The sequence below is a fragment of the Streptomyces sp. NPDC005799 genome (genome assembly GCF_040630525.1).
Classification (GTDB): Bacteria; Actinomycetota; Actinomycetes; order Streptomycetales; family Streptomycetaceae; genus Streptomyces; species Streptomyces griseorubiginosus_B.
Genome location: NZ_JBEXXQ010000001.1, coordinates 193942 through 209439, shown reverse-complemented (window position 1 = coordinate 209439; position 15498 = coordinate 193942). Strand labels below are relative to the sequence as shown.

Sequence of the window (15498 nt, the reverse complement as noted above, 5' to 3'; positions counted from 1 at the left end):
CGGTGGACGGTCAGCGGACGCTGACGTCCAGCGCGCCGAGTCCCGCCCGCCGTACGGCGATCGACCCGTACGGGGTCCGCAGCCGCAGCCACGCCCCCGACGAGAACAACGCCGGTTCGGTGCCCCCGGCGCGCAGGAACCCCAGGGACTGGGCCGCGTGCACGGCCCGTACCGGAAGGCGGGTGTCACCGACCGTGCGGGACCATATCTCCCGCCCGATCCGGTCGAGTTCGGCCCGGGTACGCTGCTCGGTCGCCAACTCCTCGGTCCGGGACCGGAATTCGGCGACCGCGGCGGACACCATGGACCGCAACGAGTCCGGCGCCGGCAGCCCCGGCTCGGGCCGCCAGCCACCGCGCGGGGGCAGCACTCCCGCCCACGGCGGTCCGGTCACCGCGTCCGGGACGACGGCCGTGGCCGCCGACTCGTCCACGGACTCCAGGAGTTCGCCGGCGGAGACGGTCACGTCCAGGATGACGTCCAGCCCGTTCTCGTACGGCTTCGCCAGCCGCACGGCGCGGATCGCCAGCACCTCGAAGGACGGCGGGCGCCCGAAGACGGCGAGTGCGGTGCCGGCGGCCTGCAGACGGACGGCGGCCCCGCGGTCGTAGTGCAGCAGCCGGGAGAGGAAGGCGGCGAGGTCCGCCGCCTCCCCCTCGTCGGCGAGGTGGAGCACCGTCATGCGGCGACGGCCTCGTCGTCGTCCCGGTACTCGCTGAGGAACTCACGCTCCTCGTCGGTGAGCCGGCGCGGCCGCTCGTGCTCGAAGTCGAACGGCACGACCACCGTCGAGGCGCGCACGTAGACCAGGTCGTCGTCCTTCACCTCGTAGGCGATGGTGAAGGACGCGGCCCGGATCTCCGTGACCCACAGCTCGATGTCCACCGGGTGGTGCCGGTGGACGAGCTGGCGCTTGTAGTCGATCTCATGGCGCGCCACCACGGACCCCTGCTTGAAGTCCTTCTCCGGCCGGAAGAGGAAGTCGATACGGGCTTCCTCCAGGTACCGGATGAAGACGGCGTTGTTGACATGGCCGTAGGCGTCCATGTCCGACCAGCGCAGGGGGCAGCGGTAGATGTGGCGCAAGACCGATCAGCCCCGGGTCAGCTTCTTGTAGGTGGCACGGTGGGGACGCGCCGCGTCCGCACCGAGCCGCTCGATCTTGTTCTTCTCGTACGACTCGAAGTTGCCCTCGAACCAGAACCACTTGGAGTCGCCCTCGTAGGCGAGGATGTGGGTCGCGACCCGGTCCAGGAACCACCGGTCGTGGGAGACGACCACGGCGCAGCCGGGGAACTCCAGCAGCGCGTTCTCCAGGGAGCTGAGCGTCTCCACGTCGAGGTCGTTGGTCGGCTCGTCGAGGAGCAGCAGGTTGCCGCCCTGCTTGAGGGTGAGCGCGAGGTTGAGCCGGTTGCGCTCACCGCCGGAGAGCACACCGGCGGGCTTCTGCTGGTCCGGACCCTTGAAGCCGAAGGCGGACACATAGGCCCGGCTGGGCATCTCGACCTGGCCCACATTGATGTAGTCCAGCTCGTCCGACACGACGGCCCAGAGGGTCTTCTTCGGGTCGATGTTCTCGCGGCTCTGGTCGACGTAGGAGATCTTGACGGTCTCGCCGACCTTGATGGTGCCGGAGTCCGGGGTCTCCAGACCCTGGATCATCTTGAAGAGGGTGGTCTTGCCGGCGCCGTTGGGGCCGATGACCCCGACGATCCCGTTGCGCGGGAGTGTGAAGGAGAGATCCTCGATGAGGACCTTCTCGCCGAAGGCCTTGTTGAGGTTGTTGACCTCGACGACGATGCTGCCGAGCCGCGGGCCCGGCGGGATCTGGATCTCCTCGAAGTCCAGCTTCCGCATCTTCTCCGCCTCGGCGGCCATCTCCTCGTACCGGGCGAGACGCGCCTTGGACTTGGCCTGCCGCCCCTTGGCGTTGGACCGCACCCACTCGAGCTCTTCCTTGAGCCGCTTCGCGCGCTTGGCGTCCTTCTGCCCCTCGACCTTCAGACGGGTCTGCTTGGTCTCCAGGTACGTGGAGTAGTTGCCCTCGTACGGGTAGGCGCGCCCGCGGTCGAGCTCGAGGATCCACTCGGCGACGTTGTCGAGGAAGTACCGGTCGTGGGTGATCGCGACGACGGTGCCCGCGTACTTGGCGAGGTGCTGCTCCAGCCAGTTCACCGACTCGGCGTCGAGGTGGTTGGTGGGCTCGTCGAGGAGCAGCAGGTCGGGGGCCTCGAGCAGCAGCTTGCACAGCGCCACACGCCGCCTCTCACCACCGGAGAGGGTGGTCACGGGCCAGTCCCCGGGCGGGCACCCGAGCGCGTCCATGGCCTGCTCCAGCTGAGCATCCAGATCCCACGCGTTGGCGTGGTCCAGCTCCTCCTGCAGCTTGCCCATCTCGTCGAGCAGCGCGTCGCTGTAGTCGGTGGCCATCAGCTCGGCGATCTCGTTGAACCGGTCGAGCTTGCCCTTGATCTCGGCGACACCCTCCTGGACGTTCTCCAGGACCGTCTTCTCCTCGTTCAGCGGGGGCTCCTGCAGCAGGATCCCGACGCTGTAACCGGGCGACAGGAAGGCATCACCGTTCGACGGCTGCTCCAACCCCGCCATGATCTTCAGAACCGTCGACTTACCGGCCCCGTTCGGACCGACGACACCGATCTTCGCTCCCGGCAGGAAGTTCAGGGTGACATCATCGAGGATCACCTTGTCGCCGTGCGCCTTGCGCGTCTTGCGCATGGTGTAAATGAACTCAGCCAAGAGAAACCGTCCGGCAGCTTGAAATCTGGCAGTGGGCAGATACACCCCATCTTGCCGTACCGCCACCCCTGGGCGGAAACGCGTATGGGCGGGGGGACCTGACCTGGGAGTTTTCTCGCCTTGACAGGAGAGGCCGGGACCGTGACCGACGACGAGGTCGTGGAGTCGGTGCGTGCCGCCGCCCAGGCAGGCACCCTGCCCCCGCCCGCCACTGCGGACGCCATCGCCGATGCCGAACAGATCATCGGGTTCCGGATGCCTCCGCTTCTGCGGCGTCTCTACAGCGAGGTGGCCAACGGAGGATTCGGCCCGGAGGACGGCGTCCTCGGTGTGCGCGGAGGTCACCCACAGGGCAACTTCCACGACATCGCCGAGCTGTACCAGGACGGCCCGGACCCATCGGGGCGCGTCCCCGCCGGTCTGGTCCTGCTCTACGACTGGGGCTGCACCATCTGGTCGCTGGTCGACTTCCGCGATCCCGCGGGCGCCATGTGGTGCAACCACCAGGGAGAGCTCTGGCTTCAGGGGATCACCCTGGGGGAATGGCTGGTCGGCACGTCAACGGGCGCACTGACGGTCGACACGCTGCTGGACAGCGAACCCGTCGTCGAGCGTGATCAGTAGCGGGTCCGTATCGTCGTCCCGCCCGGTGTGGCTGTGGGCGCGGTCATTCACCGGCCGCAGGAGACGTCGGTCAGGGCGCCGCCGACGACCGGGCCGGTGTTCGTGCCGCTGACGTGGAGAACGCCTGCGTCCCGGCCCCAGCGCAATGCGTAGGTGCCCACCGCCACGAGGCGGTAGCCGTCGTCGACCGTCCAGGATCCCGACTCGCCCAGGGCGAGGCCGGTGTGTCCCACCGCGTACGCCTCGCCGTTGCCGACCACGAGCAACGACGTCTCCCGCACCACGACCGTGCAGCCGCCCGGCCCCGTGGGGCTCAGTACGTGGTACTGCGCGTCCGGGATCAGATCGTCCCCCGCTCCCCATGCCGTGCCGAGCACCGCCGCGCCCAGCATCAGCCCCTCCCCCAGCCGCAGCGGCGTGACCCGCTTTCGGGCGGGCCTCGCGGTCTCCCTGACGCGGGCCGCCCCGATCAGAGTCCGATGGACGAGAAGCGCCAGGACGAGGAAAGCCCCGCTCACCTCCCAGCCGGGGATCACCCGCCCCCGCAGGATGCGCTGTGCACGTGCGGTGTCAGGCACCCGGGTGCTGGTACGGCTGCTGCTGCGGCTGTCCGTACGCCGGCGCGCCGGGAGCGCCCGCGGCCTGGGCCTGAAGCTGCTCGGCCTGCTCCTTCGTCAGCTTCTGCTCCGCACCACAGAAGGTGCACTGCGTCGCGTACTTCGTCGAGATGGGAAACAGCGGCACGAAGAACAGCGTGAACTTCATGACACGCTTCCTGAGCGTGTGCGCGGCCGGATTGCCGCACTGCCCGCATACCAGCGTCAGTATCGCGAGCTGGTACAGATATCCCTTGGTGCCAAAGATGATCACAAGTCGGCCCTTCTTCGGTCGGTGCTTTCCACGTCACTCAATCGTCCGCGCAGCCCGCCCGGCCAGCAGCAGGGCGGTCGCCACCACCACCCCGGCGGCCCCGGCGACCCCCGCGGAGCGGAACGCCCGGGACGAACGCCACGACAGGACGGACCAGCGCGACTGGGCCGAGAGCACGGAACCCGTGCTCAGCCACGACCCCGCCGAGACCAGCGACAGCGCCGAACCGATCGAGCCGGCCGAGAGCGCGCTCCCGATCGAGCCTACGGACAGGGCCGACCCCACGGATCCGATGGACAGGACCGAGCCCACCGAGCCGATCGACAGCACGGAGTCCTGCGACCACAGGGACAGCACGGAACCGGAGCAGGTGGACTGCCGCACGGGCGGTACGGATGACTTGGTCATGAAGTCATCTTGCCCGCCCCCTCACTCCCCCGTGGGCGCGTTCTTCTTTCCCACAAGGACGAGCGCCGCTCCGCCGATCACCACCAGTCCGATGGCCACCCCCGCGATCAGCGGAGTCACGCTGGAGCCACCGGTCGCGGCGAGGTTGGCATCGTCGGCGGTGCCGCCCACCGTGGCGGGGCTGGGCTCGGCGAGCGTCTGCACCGCGTCACCGTTCCCGCTGCCCTGCGTCCGGCAGTCGAGGATCCCGGTGAACCGCTGGTCGAAGCCGTTCGGCCCGGTGATGGTGAAGTCGTACTGCTGGTCCTCCTGCAGCGGGATCGTCACCGTGCGCGACTCGCCCGCCGGAATGCTGTACGTGGCCTCCATGAGCGAGAAGGTGAACGGCTCGTCGCCCTGGTTGGCCGCGGTGATGTCCAGGCCGCCCTTGGCGCAGTTCTTCACCGCGGACAGGGCCGGTATGGCGCCCTTCTTCGCCCAGGTCGCGCTCGCCGTCGCCGAGACCGTGGACTCGCTGGAGCCGGCCAGTATCTGCGTCTGGCTGCGGCTGTCGGAGGTGAAGGCCCGCCCCACCGGCACGGTCGTGGAGGCCTGCACGGTCAGCTCGGCGGAGCCGGCCGCCGCGTCCTCGGGGACGTCGAAGAAGACCTGGCTGCCGTTGACCGCCGAGGTCAGCGGCTTGCCGTCCTTGCCGACGATCCGTACCCCGGTGGTGGCCGCGTCAGCCGGCGGAGTCAGCGTCACCCCGGTCGCGTTGGTGTGCACGGTCACCGGGCCGAGCAGTTCGCCGGGGTGGCCGGAGACCGCGGGCGGGGCGAGGGTCAGCGACGCCTGGGGTTCGGGCACGGAGACGGCCGCCTTCTCCAGGTAGTCGGCGAGCTTCTCCGCCTGCGGGTCGACCGCGTCGACGTCGGCGCCGTCCGAGTAGCGCCAGATCGCCACCTGGGTGCCGGCCGCCGCGTCCTGCTCGGTCAGCCCCTTGGCGCCCGCCTCGGCGGCGAGCGTCGCGAGGTCGTTGACCTGGGGGTAGGAGTTCTCGAGGATCCAGCGGATCTTGCCCGCGTTCTTGTTGGCGCCCAGCGAGGTCCCGCTCCAGGAGGTCTCCTGGTACTTCGCGTCCCGCTGCGTGGGGTTGTGGAGATCGACGCAGTACGTCTGCAGCATGCCTCCGCCGTCGACGGACATCTCGAACAGGCCCGCCGAGACCTGCACGTCCCCGGTGGCGTCGTGGATCACCGCGGCGCCGTACGTCTTGAGGCCGCCTATCGTGGCGGTCGCCCCGGCCTGGGTCTGTGTCGGCTCCTCCGCGGTCGCCGTGCCCGCCCCGGCGAGCGCGCCGGCGGCCACGAGTCCGGACACCAGCGTCGCGGCGGCGAGACGGAACGTCCCTCGCCCGCGCGTCCACCGCGCTGAGAACGAAGCAAACACGAATTCCCCTTCGTGCAGGAACCGTTGACATGGGGGGCGTGGTCACATCAGCAGCATCAGAAGCCCCAAGAGCTATGTCCGGCATCCTAGGGAAGCCACGCACCGAGCCTCCCGGTCATACCGTCACACAAGCCACCCGACTCGGAATCGTTATCGCCGAGACATCACCGAGATGGCCTGTGAGCAGGGCTTATCGACAAATACACCACGTCGTTCGGGACGCATTCGTCGATAAGCCGCAATCCGGTCGACCCGGGGCACTGTCCGACATGTCAGCTCGGATGTTCGTCTGACATCACGTCACAGCAGCGGCTTCCGGCTCCCGTTGCCCTGCCTCCACCGCCGACTCCCCGGGTGTCGTCTCCCAGTTGGGCTCGTCCTGCTGCTGTGCCGGTACACCCGTCTCCGTCCGGACCGGGCGCCGGAAGGCCGACGTACCGCGTGCGAGGTCGTGCCCGATCGCCGTCGCGTCGAGGTCGGCAGAGGTCCAGTTCTGCCCCTCGCGCTGCTCCGAACGGACCTTGAGCCTGCCCTGGACCACGACCGGGTCGCCCACGTTGAGCGACGCCGCCACATTGACCGCCATCTGCCGATTGGCCCACACCGTGAAGAAGTTGGTGTGCCCGTCGGTCCAGACGTTCTTCTCGCGGTCCAGATAGCGCGCGGTCACGGCGAGCCGGAACCGCGCCGACGGCCCCGTCACCGTCTCCCGGTAGGCCGGCCGCGTGGCCACGTTGCCGACGGCGCAGATGATCGTCTCGTTCATGGTGAACCCCTCCCTCGCCCGGCCACGGAGGGCCGGACGGACATGCCCACGGGCCCGTCCCGTACGGCTGCGTCTGCCACGACGACACACGTTCCTCGCGTTGTCGCCGCCGCGGTGATCACGTCCTCGCGATCGCCGCACGACCAGACTGCCTCCGTTAGGCCCGAGCCCGCCGAGCCCTGTGGACCACCGCCGACCTGTGGAAAACTCCCTCACCCGTACAAGTGAGCCTCCGGCGGCCGGTCCACCATGACCCCGTCCCACCTGCCCGTCGACCGCAGCCCGGGACTCACCTCGCCGTCGCTCCGGCCCCCGTGACCCGCCCGTACTGCTCCCGCACCTCCCGGTACCGCAGCAGTTCGGCCGCCACCGGATCCAGCACCCGGGCCCGCCCGCATCCGGCGGCCGCCTCCCGCAATCGCCGTTCCGCGTCGGTGCCGTACCGCCGGGCCGGGCCGCGTGCCGCCATCCGGCAGCTCCACTCGACGAGCGGGCCGCCGACGATACCGGCGACCATCAGCAGCACCGGCACGCCGAGATTGGGCGCCATGAACCCGATGATCTGCCCCAACAGCCACAGCCCGCCCACGATCTGCAGGATGGTCATGGACGCCTGGACGAGCACGGCGGCGGGCCACCAGCCCGGCCGCGGCGGGCGCCCCGGCGGCAGCCCGGCCCGCCCCGCGAGCTCGTCCAGTGCCTCGGGCAGCCCCTGAGAGCCCCGTACGGCCGCCTCGCGCACCGCCTGCGCCCATGGCGCCGGCAGCCCGGCCGAGGCCCGGTCCGCCAGTGTCCGTACGGCCTGCTCGACGCGCTGGCGTGCCGTGGCCTCCTCGTCGGGCTGCGCGCGCACCGGCAGCCGCCCGGTATGCGGCTCGAACCGGTCCTGGTACCAGCGCCACAGCCGCAGCCAGGGCGTCCCGCACGCGCGGTTGGCGTTGCGCAGCCATGCCCGTTCGGCCGCCTCGCCCGCGGCCGTGGCGCCCACCGCGTCCGCGAGCCGGGCGGCGAACTCGTCGCGCGCCTCCTCGCTCAGCCCCGTCCGCCGCCGGGTGGCGTACACCGGCCGCAGGCCGACCGCGGCGGCGTCCACGTCGGCCGAGATCCGGCGTGCCGGGGCGCCGCGTTCCGCCACGAACTGGCCCAGCGCCTCACGCAGTTCACCGACGCCGTCGCCGGTGAGCGCGGACAGCGCGAGCACGGTCGCGCCCGGTTCGCCGTACTCCCCCAGAGCGATCCCGTCCTCGTCGAGGAGCCGTCGCAGGTCGTCGAGGACCTGGTCGGCGGCCTCGCCGGGCAGCCGGTCGACCTGATTGAGGACGACGAACATGACCTCCGCGTGGCCCGCCATGGGCCGCAGATAGCGCTCGTGCAGCACGGCGTCCGCGTACTTCTCCGGGTCGACCACCCAGATGACGGCGTCGACGAGCGTCAGGATGCGGTCCACGTGTTGGCGGTGCTGCACCGCGGCGGAGTCGTGGTCGGGCAGGTCGACCAGGACCAGCCCGCACAACTGCGCGTCCGTGTCGGCGTTCTGCACGGGGCGGCGGCGCAGTCGCGGCGGGATGCCGAGCCGTTCGATGAGGCTCGCGCCGCCGTCGCTCCAACTGCACGCGATGGGCGCGGCGGTGGTGGGCCGTCGTACCCCGGTCTCCGAAATGGGCACTCCGGCGAGCGCGTTGAACAGCTGGGACTTGCCGCTGCCGGTCGCGCCCGCGATGGCGACCACGGTGTGCTGCCCGGAGAGCCTGTGCCGCGCCGCCGCCTCATCCAGCACCCGTCCGGCCTCGGCGAGCGTCCGGCTGTCGAGGCGGGTGCGGGAGAGTCCGACCAGTTCCCGCAGGGCGATGAGACGCGAGCGCAGCGTGCTGTCGTAGGTGAGCGGGCCGGCAGACGGTGCGCTGTGCGCCCGGCTCTCCGCCAGGGCCGCGTGCTCGGCGGCGGCCTCCTCGGTCACCCGGCGAGCGATGAGCCCGTCGTCCCAGGAGTCCGCGGGGTCCGCAGAGGCCTTGGTGTCCCCGGAATGCGCGGAGTCCGGACGACCCGAGTCGCTGCTCTCCACGCGCGCGTGGTGCTCGCGGGCTCCCGCCCGGTGGCTGTCGTCGCCGTTCTCCTCCTGGAGGCCCTTCCCGGAAGAGCTCTCCCCCTTGAGGCCGTTCTCCCGGTCGTCGTCCTTGGGCACCGTGTCCCCCGCGTGGTCGGTGTGCTCGGTGTGGTCCTGGTCAGTGACGGCGGTCACCGGTCACCTCTCCTTCTGCAGTACGGACAGCGCGGCGATGAGCTCGGCCTGGGGCTCGGGGTGGACGTCGAGGGCGTCCAGGGGGGCGAGCCGGCGTTCGCGCTCGGTATGCATCACCCGGTCCAGGTGCTCGGTGAGCAGCCGTCCGCCCCGGTCGCGAAGCCGCAGCGCCCCGTGCGCCCCGATCCGCTCGGCCAGCCCCTCGCCCGCCGAACGCGCCCGTCGCCCGCCCAGCAGCGCCGTGGCGACCAGGGCGGCGACCGCCTCCGGGTCGGGCGCCGCGCTCCGGTCGAGGGCACGCACCTCGTCCTCGGCGCACTCCTCGAGCTCCCGCCGCCACCGCCGCACGGCCATCCCGATCCGGTGCTCGGCGCTCTCCAGGGACGGGTCACGGTCCGCCAGTTCGGGGGCGCCCGCCGCGGGTTCGCGCCGCCAGGCGTCGTCCACCCGCTCGTCGGCGGCGGTCACGGCGCACAGCAGCAGCGCGGCCAGGCTCTCCACGAGCGCGTCGAGCAGTTCACCCGCGCTGCAGTCGAGCGGAAACGCGCGCCACCGCTTCAGCGCGTCCCCGGCGAGTACGGCCCCCGACTGCAACCGCCCACGCACGCGCGTGTGCTCGCTGTCGTACGCGCCCTCGACGGCGGAGGTGAGCCGCAGGGCGGCGGCGTACTGGGCGGCGGCGGCGCCGGCGAGTTCGGGCAGGCGGGCCTTGAGGGAGTTCAGCACCCCGTACGCGGTACGGGCCAGAACGTGCTGCCGCGCCGCCGGATCCTGCGTCACATGGACGAGCCAGGTGCGCAGCGGCGCCACGGCGGTGGCCGGCAGCAGCCCGCCGCCCCAGGCTGACTCGGGCAGTTCGGGCACGGTGAAGCGCGGTACGTCGCCGAGGCCGGCCTTGGTGAGCAGTGCGCCGTACTGGCGGGACACCTCGGAGACGACCTGGTGCGGCACGCGGTCGAGGACGGTCACCAGGGTGGCGTCGTACTCCTTGGCGGTGCGCAGCAGGTGCCAGGGGACGGCGTCGGCGTACCGCGCGGCCGTGGTGACCATCACCCAGATGTCGGCCGCGCAGATGAGTTCGGCGGCCAGGACGCGGTTGTCGGCGACCAGGGAGTCGACGTCGGGGGCGTCGAGGAGGGCGAGGCCGCGGGGCATTGTGTCGGCGGTCTCGATACGCAGGACGCGCGTGGGGTCCTCGCCGGGGAGCAACAGGTCCTCCGCCGCCTCCTGGTGAGGCACCCACACGCGCGTGAGGTCGGGCAGCACCCGCATGCCGCTGAACCAGTGATGGTCCTCCGGATGGCAGACGAGTACCGGTGTCCGTGTGGTCGGCCGCAGCACGCCGGCCTCGCTCACGCGCCGCCCCACAAGGGAGTTGACGAGGGTCGACTTCCCGGCCCCGGTCGATCCCCCCACCACGGCCAGCAACGGGGCTTCGGGCTCCCGCAGGCGGGGCACCAAGTAGTCGTCGAGCTGCGCGAGGAGTTCGTCGCGGTTGGCACGCGCGCGTGGAGCCCCCGCCAGGGGCAGCGGGAAGCGTGCGGCGGCGACACGGTCGCGCAGGGCGGAGAGTGCGTCGAGCAGCTGAGGCCGTACGTCCAAGGTCACCACATGCGAAGAATGCCCAATTTTAGGGGAATTCTGAAGCATATGGGCATGTCTGCGCGCCGACCGGACACAAGGGGCAGAAGGGACGACTGGGGCGAGGGCACAGTCCAGGCATAACGAGTGCACAACACCCGGTGCGCGAGGCGCCAAAAGCGATGCACGATTCGTACCTGCCTGCGATTATCAGGACCGCTTCACCGAACCTCCACATCGAGCCACGGAGGCGAAGCAACAGGGACACGGACGCGGGAGCCCTATCCTTGTCCCCGGCGACGTCACGGATCGGCCCACACCCGGGCACCCAAGACAGAGGCCACACACCGGCCCCCGTAGCTCAGTGGATAGAGCAGGCGCCTTCTAAGCGCTTGGCCGCAGGTTCGAGTCCTGCCGGGGGCGCCCAGTCTCCGCCGTCCCTCCGGGGGCGGCGTTTTTGCTGGTCGGAGTCGGTATCGGAGGAGTCGGTCGCTGTCTCCGCGGGCCTGGGCGGATCACGCGGTCTTGAGCTGAGCGGCCAGGAACACCGCTGCCACCGACGGGCGGACCGCGTACGTCGCACCCGCGCTCCCCTCAGGGGCCTCCCACCAATAGAACGGAAGCCGCCGCCCACTGCCGCTGTACCCCTTGCCCATCCCGGACAGCACGCCTGCCACGCGCTGCGCCGGAGCGCCCCCGTTCGGGCCGCCGAGGGCGTGATCGACCAACTCCGTGCAGTGGATCCTCCGGCCAGGGTTGCGCAGCAGGTACTCGAACACCTGCCGAGCCTGCGGCGCGAGTTCAGCCAGGAACACCGTGGCGCGCCCCAAGTCCTCCGGGCCCCATTCCGGGGCGCCGTGGTGCTTCTCTTCGCCAGAGTGCTTCGCCCATCGCGGATCAACCTCGGACAGATACTCCGTCATGCCCGCCCCCAACGGTCAGTCACTGACATGTGCGTTGTTCGAACCGTACAGATCCGCCAGGGCACTGCGGGTCGAATCGGGGTCCAGGATCTGATGGACCGCGGGTTCGCAGTCGCGCCTGGGGCGCTTCGCCCGGGTGTGATCTCCACCCGTGGGTGGGGACCGGGTTCTACCCGTGGGTGGTGGTGGTCGCGGGGCGGGCGGCGCAGGCTGGAGGCATGGACTCGCTTCATTCCGCACTCGTCGGCCTGGTCGGCCTCTGCGTTCTGGTCTTCGTCGTGGCCTGGATCGCCGGCGCCGTGTACTTCGGTGCCAAGAGCCGGGCCGGACCGGGCGGCGGCTGGGCTCGTGACGTGCGGCGTACGATGACCCGCCGGGCGCTGCTGATCGCGGGGATCTTCGTCTTCTTCACGCTGGCCGGGCGCACCCCGCACTCCTTCTGGCGCCACCTGCAGTACTGGCAGCCGGAGCTCGCCGTGCTCGGTGCCGTGCTCGCCGTCGCCTCCACCGCGCTGCTGCTGTGGGCCCGCTGGGTCCTGGGCACCATGTGGGCCGGCGTCCCGAGTGTGCGGGAGCACCATGAGCTGCGCACCGACGGCCCGTACCGCCTGGTCCGCCACCCCATATACGCCGGGCTGCTCGGGCTGATCATCGGCGGCATGCTCGCCGACGGCTTCGGCATATGGATCCTGTTCCTGGCCGCCGCCCTTCCCTGGCTGCTGCGCCGGGTCAGGATCGAGGACGGGCTGATGGCGGAGCGGTTCGGTGCGGAGTACGAGGCCTATCGCGCCCGCGTCCCGGCGCTGGTCCCGCGCCCTCGCCCACTCCTTACGGCACGGCACCCGAAGCTCCACTGAGCCGGCAGACCAGCCCGACCGCACGCTCATGCCCCCTGCGCCCGGGGGACCCCCTGAAGCACCTGTCCGCCTCCCGCCGCGCTGAACCGGTGCCGTGCCGACGCGCCCACCAGCCGTGGCAGTACGAGCGCCCAGAAGCGGGTCAGCACCCCCCGCTCCAGCCAGCGGGAATCGCTCTCACCGCGGGCCTGGAGTCCGGCCGCCACGGCCACCACGACCGCCGAGACCTCCTTCGACGCGGCCTCGGAGACCAGGGCCCCCTCGGCCTCCGCGCGGGCCAGTGTGGCCTCGACCCAGCGCTGCCAGTCCCGCCACAGGTCCGGCGCCGACTCGGAGCTCTCGCCACGGGCGCTGAGCCGGAAACCGACGCGGAGCACCACGTCCCGGCCCAGCCCTTGGACGAGGTCGTGGCTGGCGTCGATGAGGGCCTGCACGGGGCGCGCCTCCCGGGGGCGGGTGATCCGGCGCAGCCGGGCCTCGGCCGCGACGACCACCGCGTCCAGGAGGGCCGCCTTGTTGGGGAAGTGGAAGTGCAACGCACCGTTGCTGACACCGGCCTTGGCGCTGATGGCCGCGAGCGGAACCGACGCCGCGCTCTCCTGGTCGAACAGTTCGGCCGCAGCCCTGATGAGGGCGTTACGCGTACGGATCGCGCGTTCCTGCATGGCCATGAGCTCGTCACTCCCCAGGGTTCGCCATCAGGAGTCGAGCATAACAAACCGCTGCGACGGTTTGTAGGGCTGGATCTGGCAGACGTACGGACCGGGGGCGCCGCGCCCGCCTAGGGGCGCAGCACCGCCGACAGCCTGCCGAAGCCGTTCAGGAGGAAGGTCGGCAGCGGGCGCAGGTCCTCCGGGGCGCACGCCAGCGTCAGGCCGGGGAAGCGTTGGAACAGGGAGCGGAGGGCGACCGTGGCCTCCAGGACGGCCAGCGGGGCCCCGAGGCATCGGTGGGTGCCGTGTCCGAAGCCGAGGACGTCCCGGTCGGTGCGCAGGAGGTCGAAGCGGGCGGCGTCCTCGCCGTGGCGGTCGGTTTCCAGTCCGCCGGCCGCGAAGGAGACGAGGATGGGGTCGCCGCGCGCGATCCGCACGCCGTCCAGGTCGATGTCCTCCACCGCGAAACGCATCGGCGAGTAGGCGGCCGGACTGTGCACCCGCATGGTCTCATCGACCACGTCGTCCCAGCTCGCCCGGCCCGCCCGGACGTGTTCCAGCTGGGCGGGGTCGGTCAGCAGCGCGCCCACCCCGTTGACGATGAGCGTCGAGGTGGTGTCCTGGCCGGCGGCGATCATCAGGAAGAGGGTGCCGAGCAGTTCGTTCTCGGTGAGCCGGTCTCCGTCGTCGCGGGCGGCTATGAGGGAGGAGGTCAGGTCGTCGCCCGGGTTCTGGCGCTTGGCGGCCACCAGTTCGGCCAGCAGGCGAAACGCGGTGGCTCGGGCCTCCTGGATGGTCTGCGCCGAGGCGCTGGAGGAGAACACCATGCGCAGTGCGCCGCAGAGTTCGTCCCTCGACGGACCCTCGGCGAGGCCGAACAGCTCGCACACCACCTGCAGGGGGAGCAACTCGGCGTAGGCGGACCGCAGTTCGACCGGCTCCTCGTCCGTGCTCGCGGCCAGTGCGTCGAGCAGCGAGGCGGCGAGTTCCTCGACGCGGCCAGCCAGTTCGGCGGTGCGCCGCGCGGTGAAGGCGCCGGCGACGAGCCTGCGCAGCCGCGCGTGTTCGGCACCGTAGGCGAAGAGCATGTTCTCGTTGGCCACCCAGGGGAACAGCGGCCAGTCCGGGGTGATGCGCCCCTCGGCGAAGGCGGGCCAGTGGCGCCGGGCGTCCTTGGAGACCCGGGGGTCGACCAGCAGCCGCTCCACCCAGCTCTGCCGTACGACCGCCCACGCCCGTACGGCGCCCGGCAGTTCGACCTCGACGGCCGGACCCCGTTCGCGCAACAGCGCGGCCTCGGCGGCGAGATCCCGGCCGGTCACGTCCAGCACGTACGCGCCGGAGATCGCCTTCGTCACCCTGTACTCCGTTCGTTCGTCAATGCGTTGCACCCGGCCCGCGCGCCGACTTCCCGCCCCGCAGAACCCCCGTCGGCATCACAACGCTCCCGTCTCCCCCGCCGACATCACACCGCTCCCGTGCGCCCGCCGTCGGCATCACAACGCTCCCGTCTCCCCCGCCGACACCACACCGCCCCCGTGTGCCCGCCGCCGGCATCACACCACCCCCGTGCCCCCGACGGCATCACACCGTCGCAGGTGCCGCCGGTTCGTCGCGCAGGCGCAGGGCCTCCTCGTACACCCGCTCCGCCCGGTTCGGGGCGAAGTCCAGCCGTACCAGGACGCTGGGGACCGCGATGGCGGACATGAGGGTGCGCATCAGATCCGTGACGCGGTCCACCATGTCGGCGTGGCCGGTCAGTATCTTCGACAGCACCTGGACGCCGGTGAAGGAGCCGGTGAAGAGGGTGGCCGTCGAGGCGATGTCCACGTGCGGCAGCAACTCGCCGGCCGCCTTGGCCTGGGTGAGGACCTCGAGGTTGTGGTCGATCCAGCCCTGCATCGGCACGCGCCGGTCCAGGCCGTCGTGCGGGCCGCCCTGCTCCACGGTGAGCCGGACGCTGCCGCGCACCATCGGGTCACCGAGGCGAAGGAGATGGGCGAACAGCAGTGCCTCGTCCAGGGTCTGCTGCAGGGCGAGGTCCCGCGGCGGCACCGGGGGCAGCGCGGCGACCTGGCCCGCCAGCACCTCCTGGGCCAGCTCCTCCTTGGAGGCGAAGTGAAAGTACAGCGCGCCCTTGGTCACCCCGGACTTCTTCAGGACCTCGGCGATCGTCGCCGCCTCGTAGCCGACCTCGTCGAACAGTTCGGCCGCCGCCAGGATGATCTTCCTGCGCGTCCGGATCGCCCGATCCTGCTGTGCCACTGCCTGCCTCCGTGCCCTCTGCGCGAACCGACCGAGCTCACATCTCCCGGAGAATAAAACCACCTCCCCGGTTTTACAAGACTTGAAAACCAAACCGTTCGGTCCGTAAGTTTCCGGTCCAGCGGCA

General features: G+C 71.0%; 16 protein-coding genes and 1 tRNA gene. 3 read left to right on the top strand and 14 right to left on the bottom strand.

Going from position 1 to position 15498, the window contains the following annotated elements; translation table 11 throughout:
- Nucleotides 1-10: 10 nt before the first annotated feature.
- From ABZ453_RS00885 to ettA, 3 genes are read right to left on the bottom strand one after another with little or no spacing between them, the layout of a single operon-like run.
- The gene (locus ABZ453_RS00885; RefSeq protein WP_359010218.1) at nucleotides 11-682 is read right to left on the bottom strand and encodes a hypothetical protein; all 672 of its coding nucleotides are present in this window, start codon (nucleotides 680-682) and stop codon (nucleotides 11-13) included.
- Nucleotides 679-1086, bottom strand: a complete 408-nt coding sequence (locus ABZ453_RS00880) for a thioesterase family protein (protein WP_356768354.1) — start codon at nucleotides 1084-1086, stop codon at nucleotides 679-681. The genes ABZ453_RS00885 and ABZ453_RS00880 overlap by 4 nt, the downstream gene beginning before the upstream one ends.
- 6 nt (nucleotides 1087-1092) lie before the next feature.
- Nucleotides 1093-2757 carry an energy-dependent translational throttle protein EttA gene (gene ettA, locus ABZ453_RS00875; protein WP_359010216.1) on the bottom strand — a complete coding sequence of 555 codons (1665 nt, stop codon included), beginning with the start codon at nucleotides 2755-2757 and terminating at the stop codon, nucleotides 1093-1095.
- A 141-nt stretch (nucleotides 2758-2898) separates the two neighbouring features.
- On the opposite strand from ettA, the gene ABZ453_RS00870 reads away from it, so the two are divergent.
- Nucleotides 2899-3381 (top strand): SMI1/KNR4 family protein, encoded by a 483-nt coding sequence (locus tag ABZ453_RS00870; RefSeq protein WP_359010214.1) that lies wholly within the window; start codon nucleotides 2899-2901, stop codon nucleotides 3379-3381.
- 47 nt (nucleotides 3382-3428) lie between these two features.
- Here the strand turns inward: ABZ453_RS00870 and ABZ453_RS00865 are convergent, their stop codons facing one another.
- The 7 genes from ABZ453_RS00865 to ABZ453_RS00835 all read right to left on the bottom strand — a co-directional run bounded on the left by ABZ453_RS00865 (nucleotide 3429) and on the right by ABZ453_RS00835 (nucleotide 10703).
- Nucleotides 3429-3959, bottom strand: coding sequence for a hypothetical protein (locus ABZ453_RS00865; protein WP_359010212.1), 531 nt, complete (start codon nucleotides 3957-3959; stop codon nucleotides 3429-3431).
- Complete coding sequence (locus ABZ453_RS00860) at nucleotides 3952-4251, bottom strand: zinc-ribbon domain-containing protein (protein WP_133040921.1); 300 nt, start codon at nucleotides 4249-4251, stop codon at nucleotides 3952-3954. The genes ABZ453_RS00865 and ABZ453_RS00860 overlap by 8 nt, the downstream gene beginning before the upstream one ends.
- Nucleotides 4252-4284: 33 nt before the next feature.
- Nucleotides 4285-4659: a hypothetical protein gene (locus ABZ453_RS00855; RefSeq protein WP_359010210.1), complete on the bottom strand. Its 375-nt coding sequence runs from the start codon at nucleotides 4657-4659 to the stop codon at nucleotides 4285-4287.
- Nucleotides 4660-4680: 21 nt separating this feature from the next.
- Nucleotides 4681-6087 carry a Cys-Gln thioester bond-forming surface protein gene (locus ABZ453_RS00850; RefSeq protein WP_359010208.1) on the bottom strand — a complete coding sequence of 469 codons (1407 nt, stop codon included), beginning with the start codon at nucleotides 6085-6087 and terminating at the stop codon, nucleotides 4681-4683.
- Between the two features lie 295 nt (nucleotides 6088-6382).
- A complete protein-coding gene (locus ABZ453_RS00845) occupies nucleotides 6383-6853 on the bottom strand; it encodes a single-stranded DNA-binding protein (RefSeq protein ID WP_359010206.1) in 471 nt (156 codons plus the stop codon).
- Between the two features lie 289 nt (nucleotides 6854-7142).
- On the bottom strand, nucleotides 7143-9092 hold the full coding sequence (locus ABZ453_RS00840) for a YfjP family GTPase (RefSeq protein ID WP_359010204.1): 1950 nt from the start codon (nucleotides 9090-9092) through the stop codon (nucleotides 7143-7145).
- Nucleotides 9093-9095: 3 nt separating this feature from the next.
- On the bottom strand, nucleotides 9096-10703 hold the full coding sequence (locus ABZ453_RS00835; RefSeq protein WP_359010202.1) for a dynamin family protein: 1608 nt from the start codon (nucleotides 10701-10703) through the stop codon (nucleotides 9096-9098).
- A 320-nt stretch (nucleotides 10704-11023) separates the two neighbouring features.
- On the opposite strand from ABZ453_RS00835, the gene ABZ453_RS00830 reads away from it, so the two are divergent.
- Nucleotides 11024-11096 (top strand) — tRNA-Arg (locus ABZ453_RS00830).
- A gap of 92 nt (nucleotides 11097-11188) precedes the next feature.
- Here the strand turns inward: ABZ453_RS00830 and ABZ453_RS00825 are convergent.
- A complete protein-coding gene (locus tag ABZ453_RS00825) occupies nucleotides 11189-11596 on the bottom strand; it encodes a DUF6416 domain-containing protein (protein WP_359010200.1) in 408 nt (135 codons plus the stop codon).
- 218 nt (nucleotides 11597-11814) lie between these two features.
- Between ABZ453_RS00825 and ABZ453_RS00820 the strand changes: the two genes are divergently transcribed.
- On the top strand, nucleotides 11815-12453 hold the full coding sequence (locus ABZ453_RS00820) for an isoprenylcysteine carboxylmethyltransferase family protein (RefSeq protein ID WP_359010198.1): 639 nt from the start codon (nucleotides 11815-11817) through the stop codon (nucleotides 12451-12453).
- A gap of 26 nt (nucleotides 12454-12479) precedes the next feature.
- Here the strand turns inward: ABZ453_RS00820 and ABZ453_RS00815 are convergent, their stop codons facing one another.
- The 3 genes from ABZ453_RS00815 to ABZ453_RS00805 form a co-directional block, all read right to left on the bottom strand.
- Nucleotides 12480-13124 carry a helix-turn-helix domain-containing protein gene (locus ABZ453_RS00815; protein WP_359010196.1) on the bottom strand — a complete coding sequence of 215 codons (645 nt, stop codon included), beginning with the start codon at nucleotides 13122-13124 and terminating at the stop codon, nucleotides 12480-12482.
- Nucleotides 13125-13234: 110 nt separating this feature from the next.
- On the bottom strand, nucleotides 13235-14464 hold the full coding sequence (locus ABZ453_RS00810) for a cytochrome P450 (RefSeq protein ID WP_359010194.1): 1230 nt from the start codon (nucleotides 14462-14464) through the stop codon (nucleotides 13235-13237).
- A 226-nt stretch (nucleotides 14465-14690) separates the two neighbouring features.
- Nucleotides 14691-15371, bottom strand: coding sequence for a ScbR family autoregulator-binding transcription factor (locus ABZ453_RS00805; protein WP_133040911.1), 681 nt, complete (start codon nucleotides 15369-15371; stop codon nucleotides 14691-14693).
- Nucleotides 15372-15498 lie beyond the last annotated feature (127 nt).

What these genes read in the sequence shown, in the direction of transcription:
- ABZ453_RS00885 (WP_359010218.1), bottom strand. Translation starts at nt 682, where the DNA reads ATGACGGTGCTCCACCTCGCCGACGAGGGGGAGGCGGCGGACCTCGCC.
- ABZ453_RS00855 (WP_359010210.1), bottom strand. Translation starts at nt 4,659, where the DNA reads ATGACCAAGTCATCCGTACCGCCCGTGCGGCAGTCCACCTGCTCCGGT.
- ABZ453_RS00845 (WP_359010206.1), bottom strand. Translation starts at nt 6,853, where the DNA reads ATGAACGAGACGATCATCTGCGCCGTCGGCAACGTGGCCACGCGGCCG.
- ABZ453_RS00825 (WP_359010200.1), bottom strand. Translation starts at nt 11,596, where the DNA reads ATGACGGAGTATCTGTCCGAGGTTGATCCGCGATGGGCGAAGCACTCT.
- ABZ453_RS00820 (WP_359010198.1), top strand. Translation starts at nt 11,815, where the DNA reads ATGGACTCGCTTCATTCCGCACTCGTCGGCCTGGTCGGCCTCTGCGTT.
- ABZ453_RS00815 (WP_359010196.1), bottom strand. Translation starts at nt 13,124, where the DNA reads ATGGCCATGCAGGAACGCGCGATCCGTACGCGTAACGCCCTCATCAGG.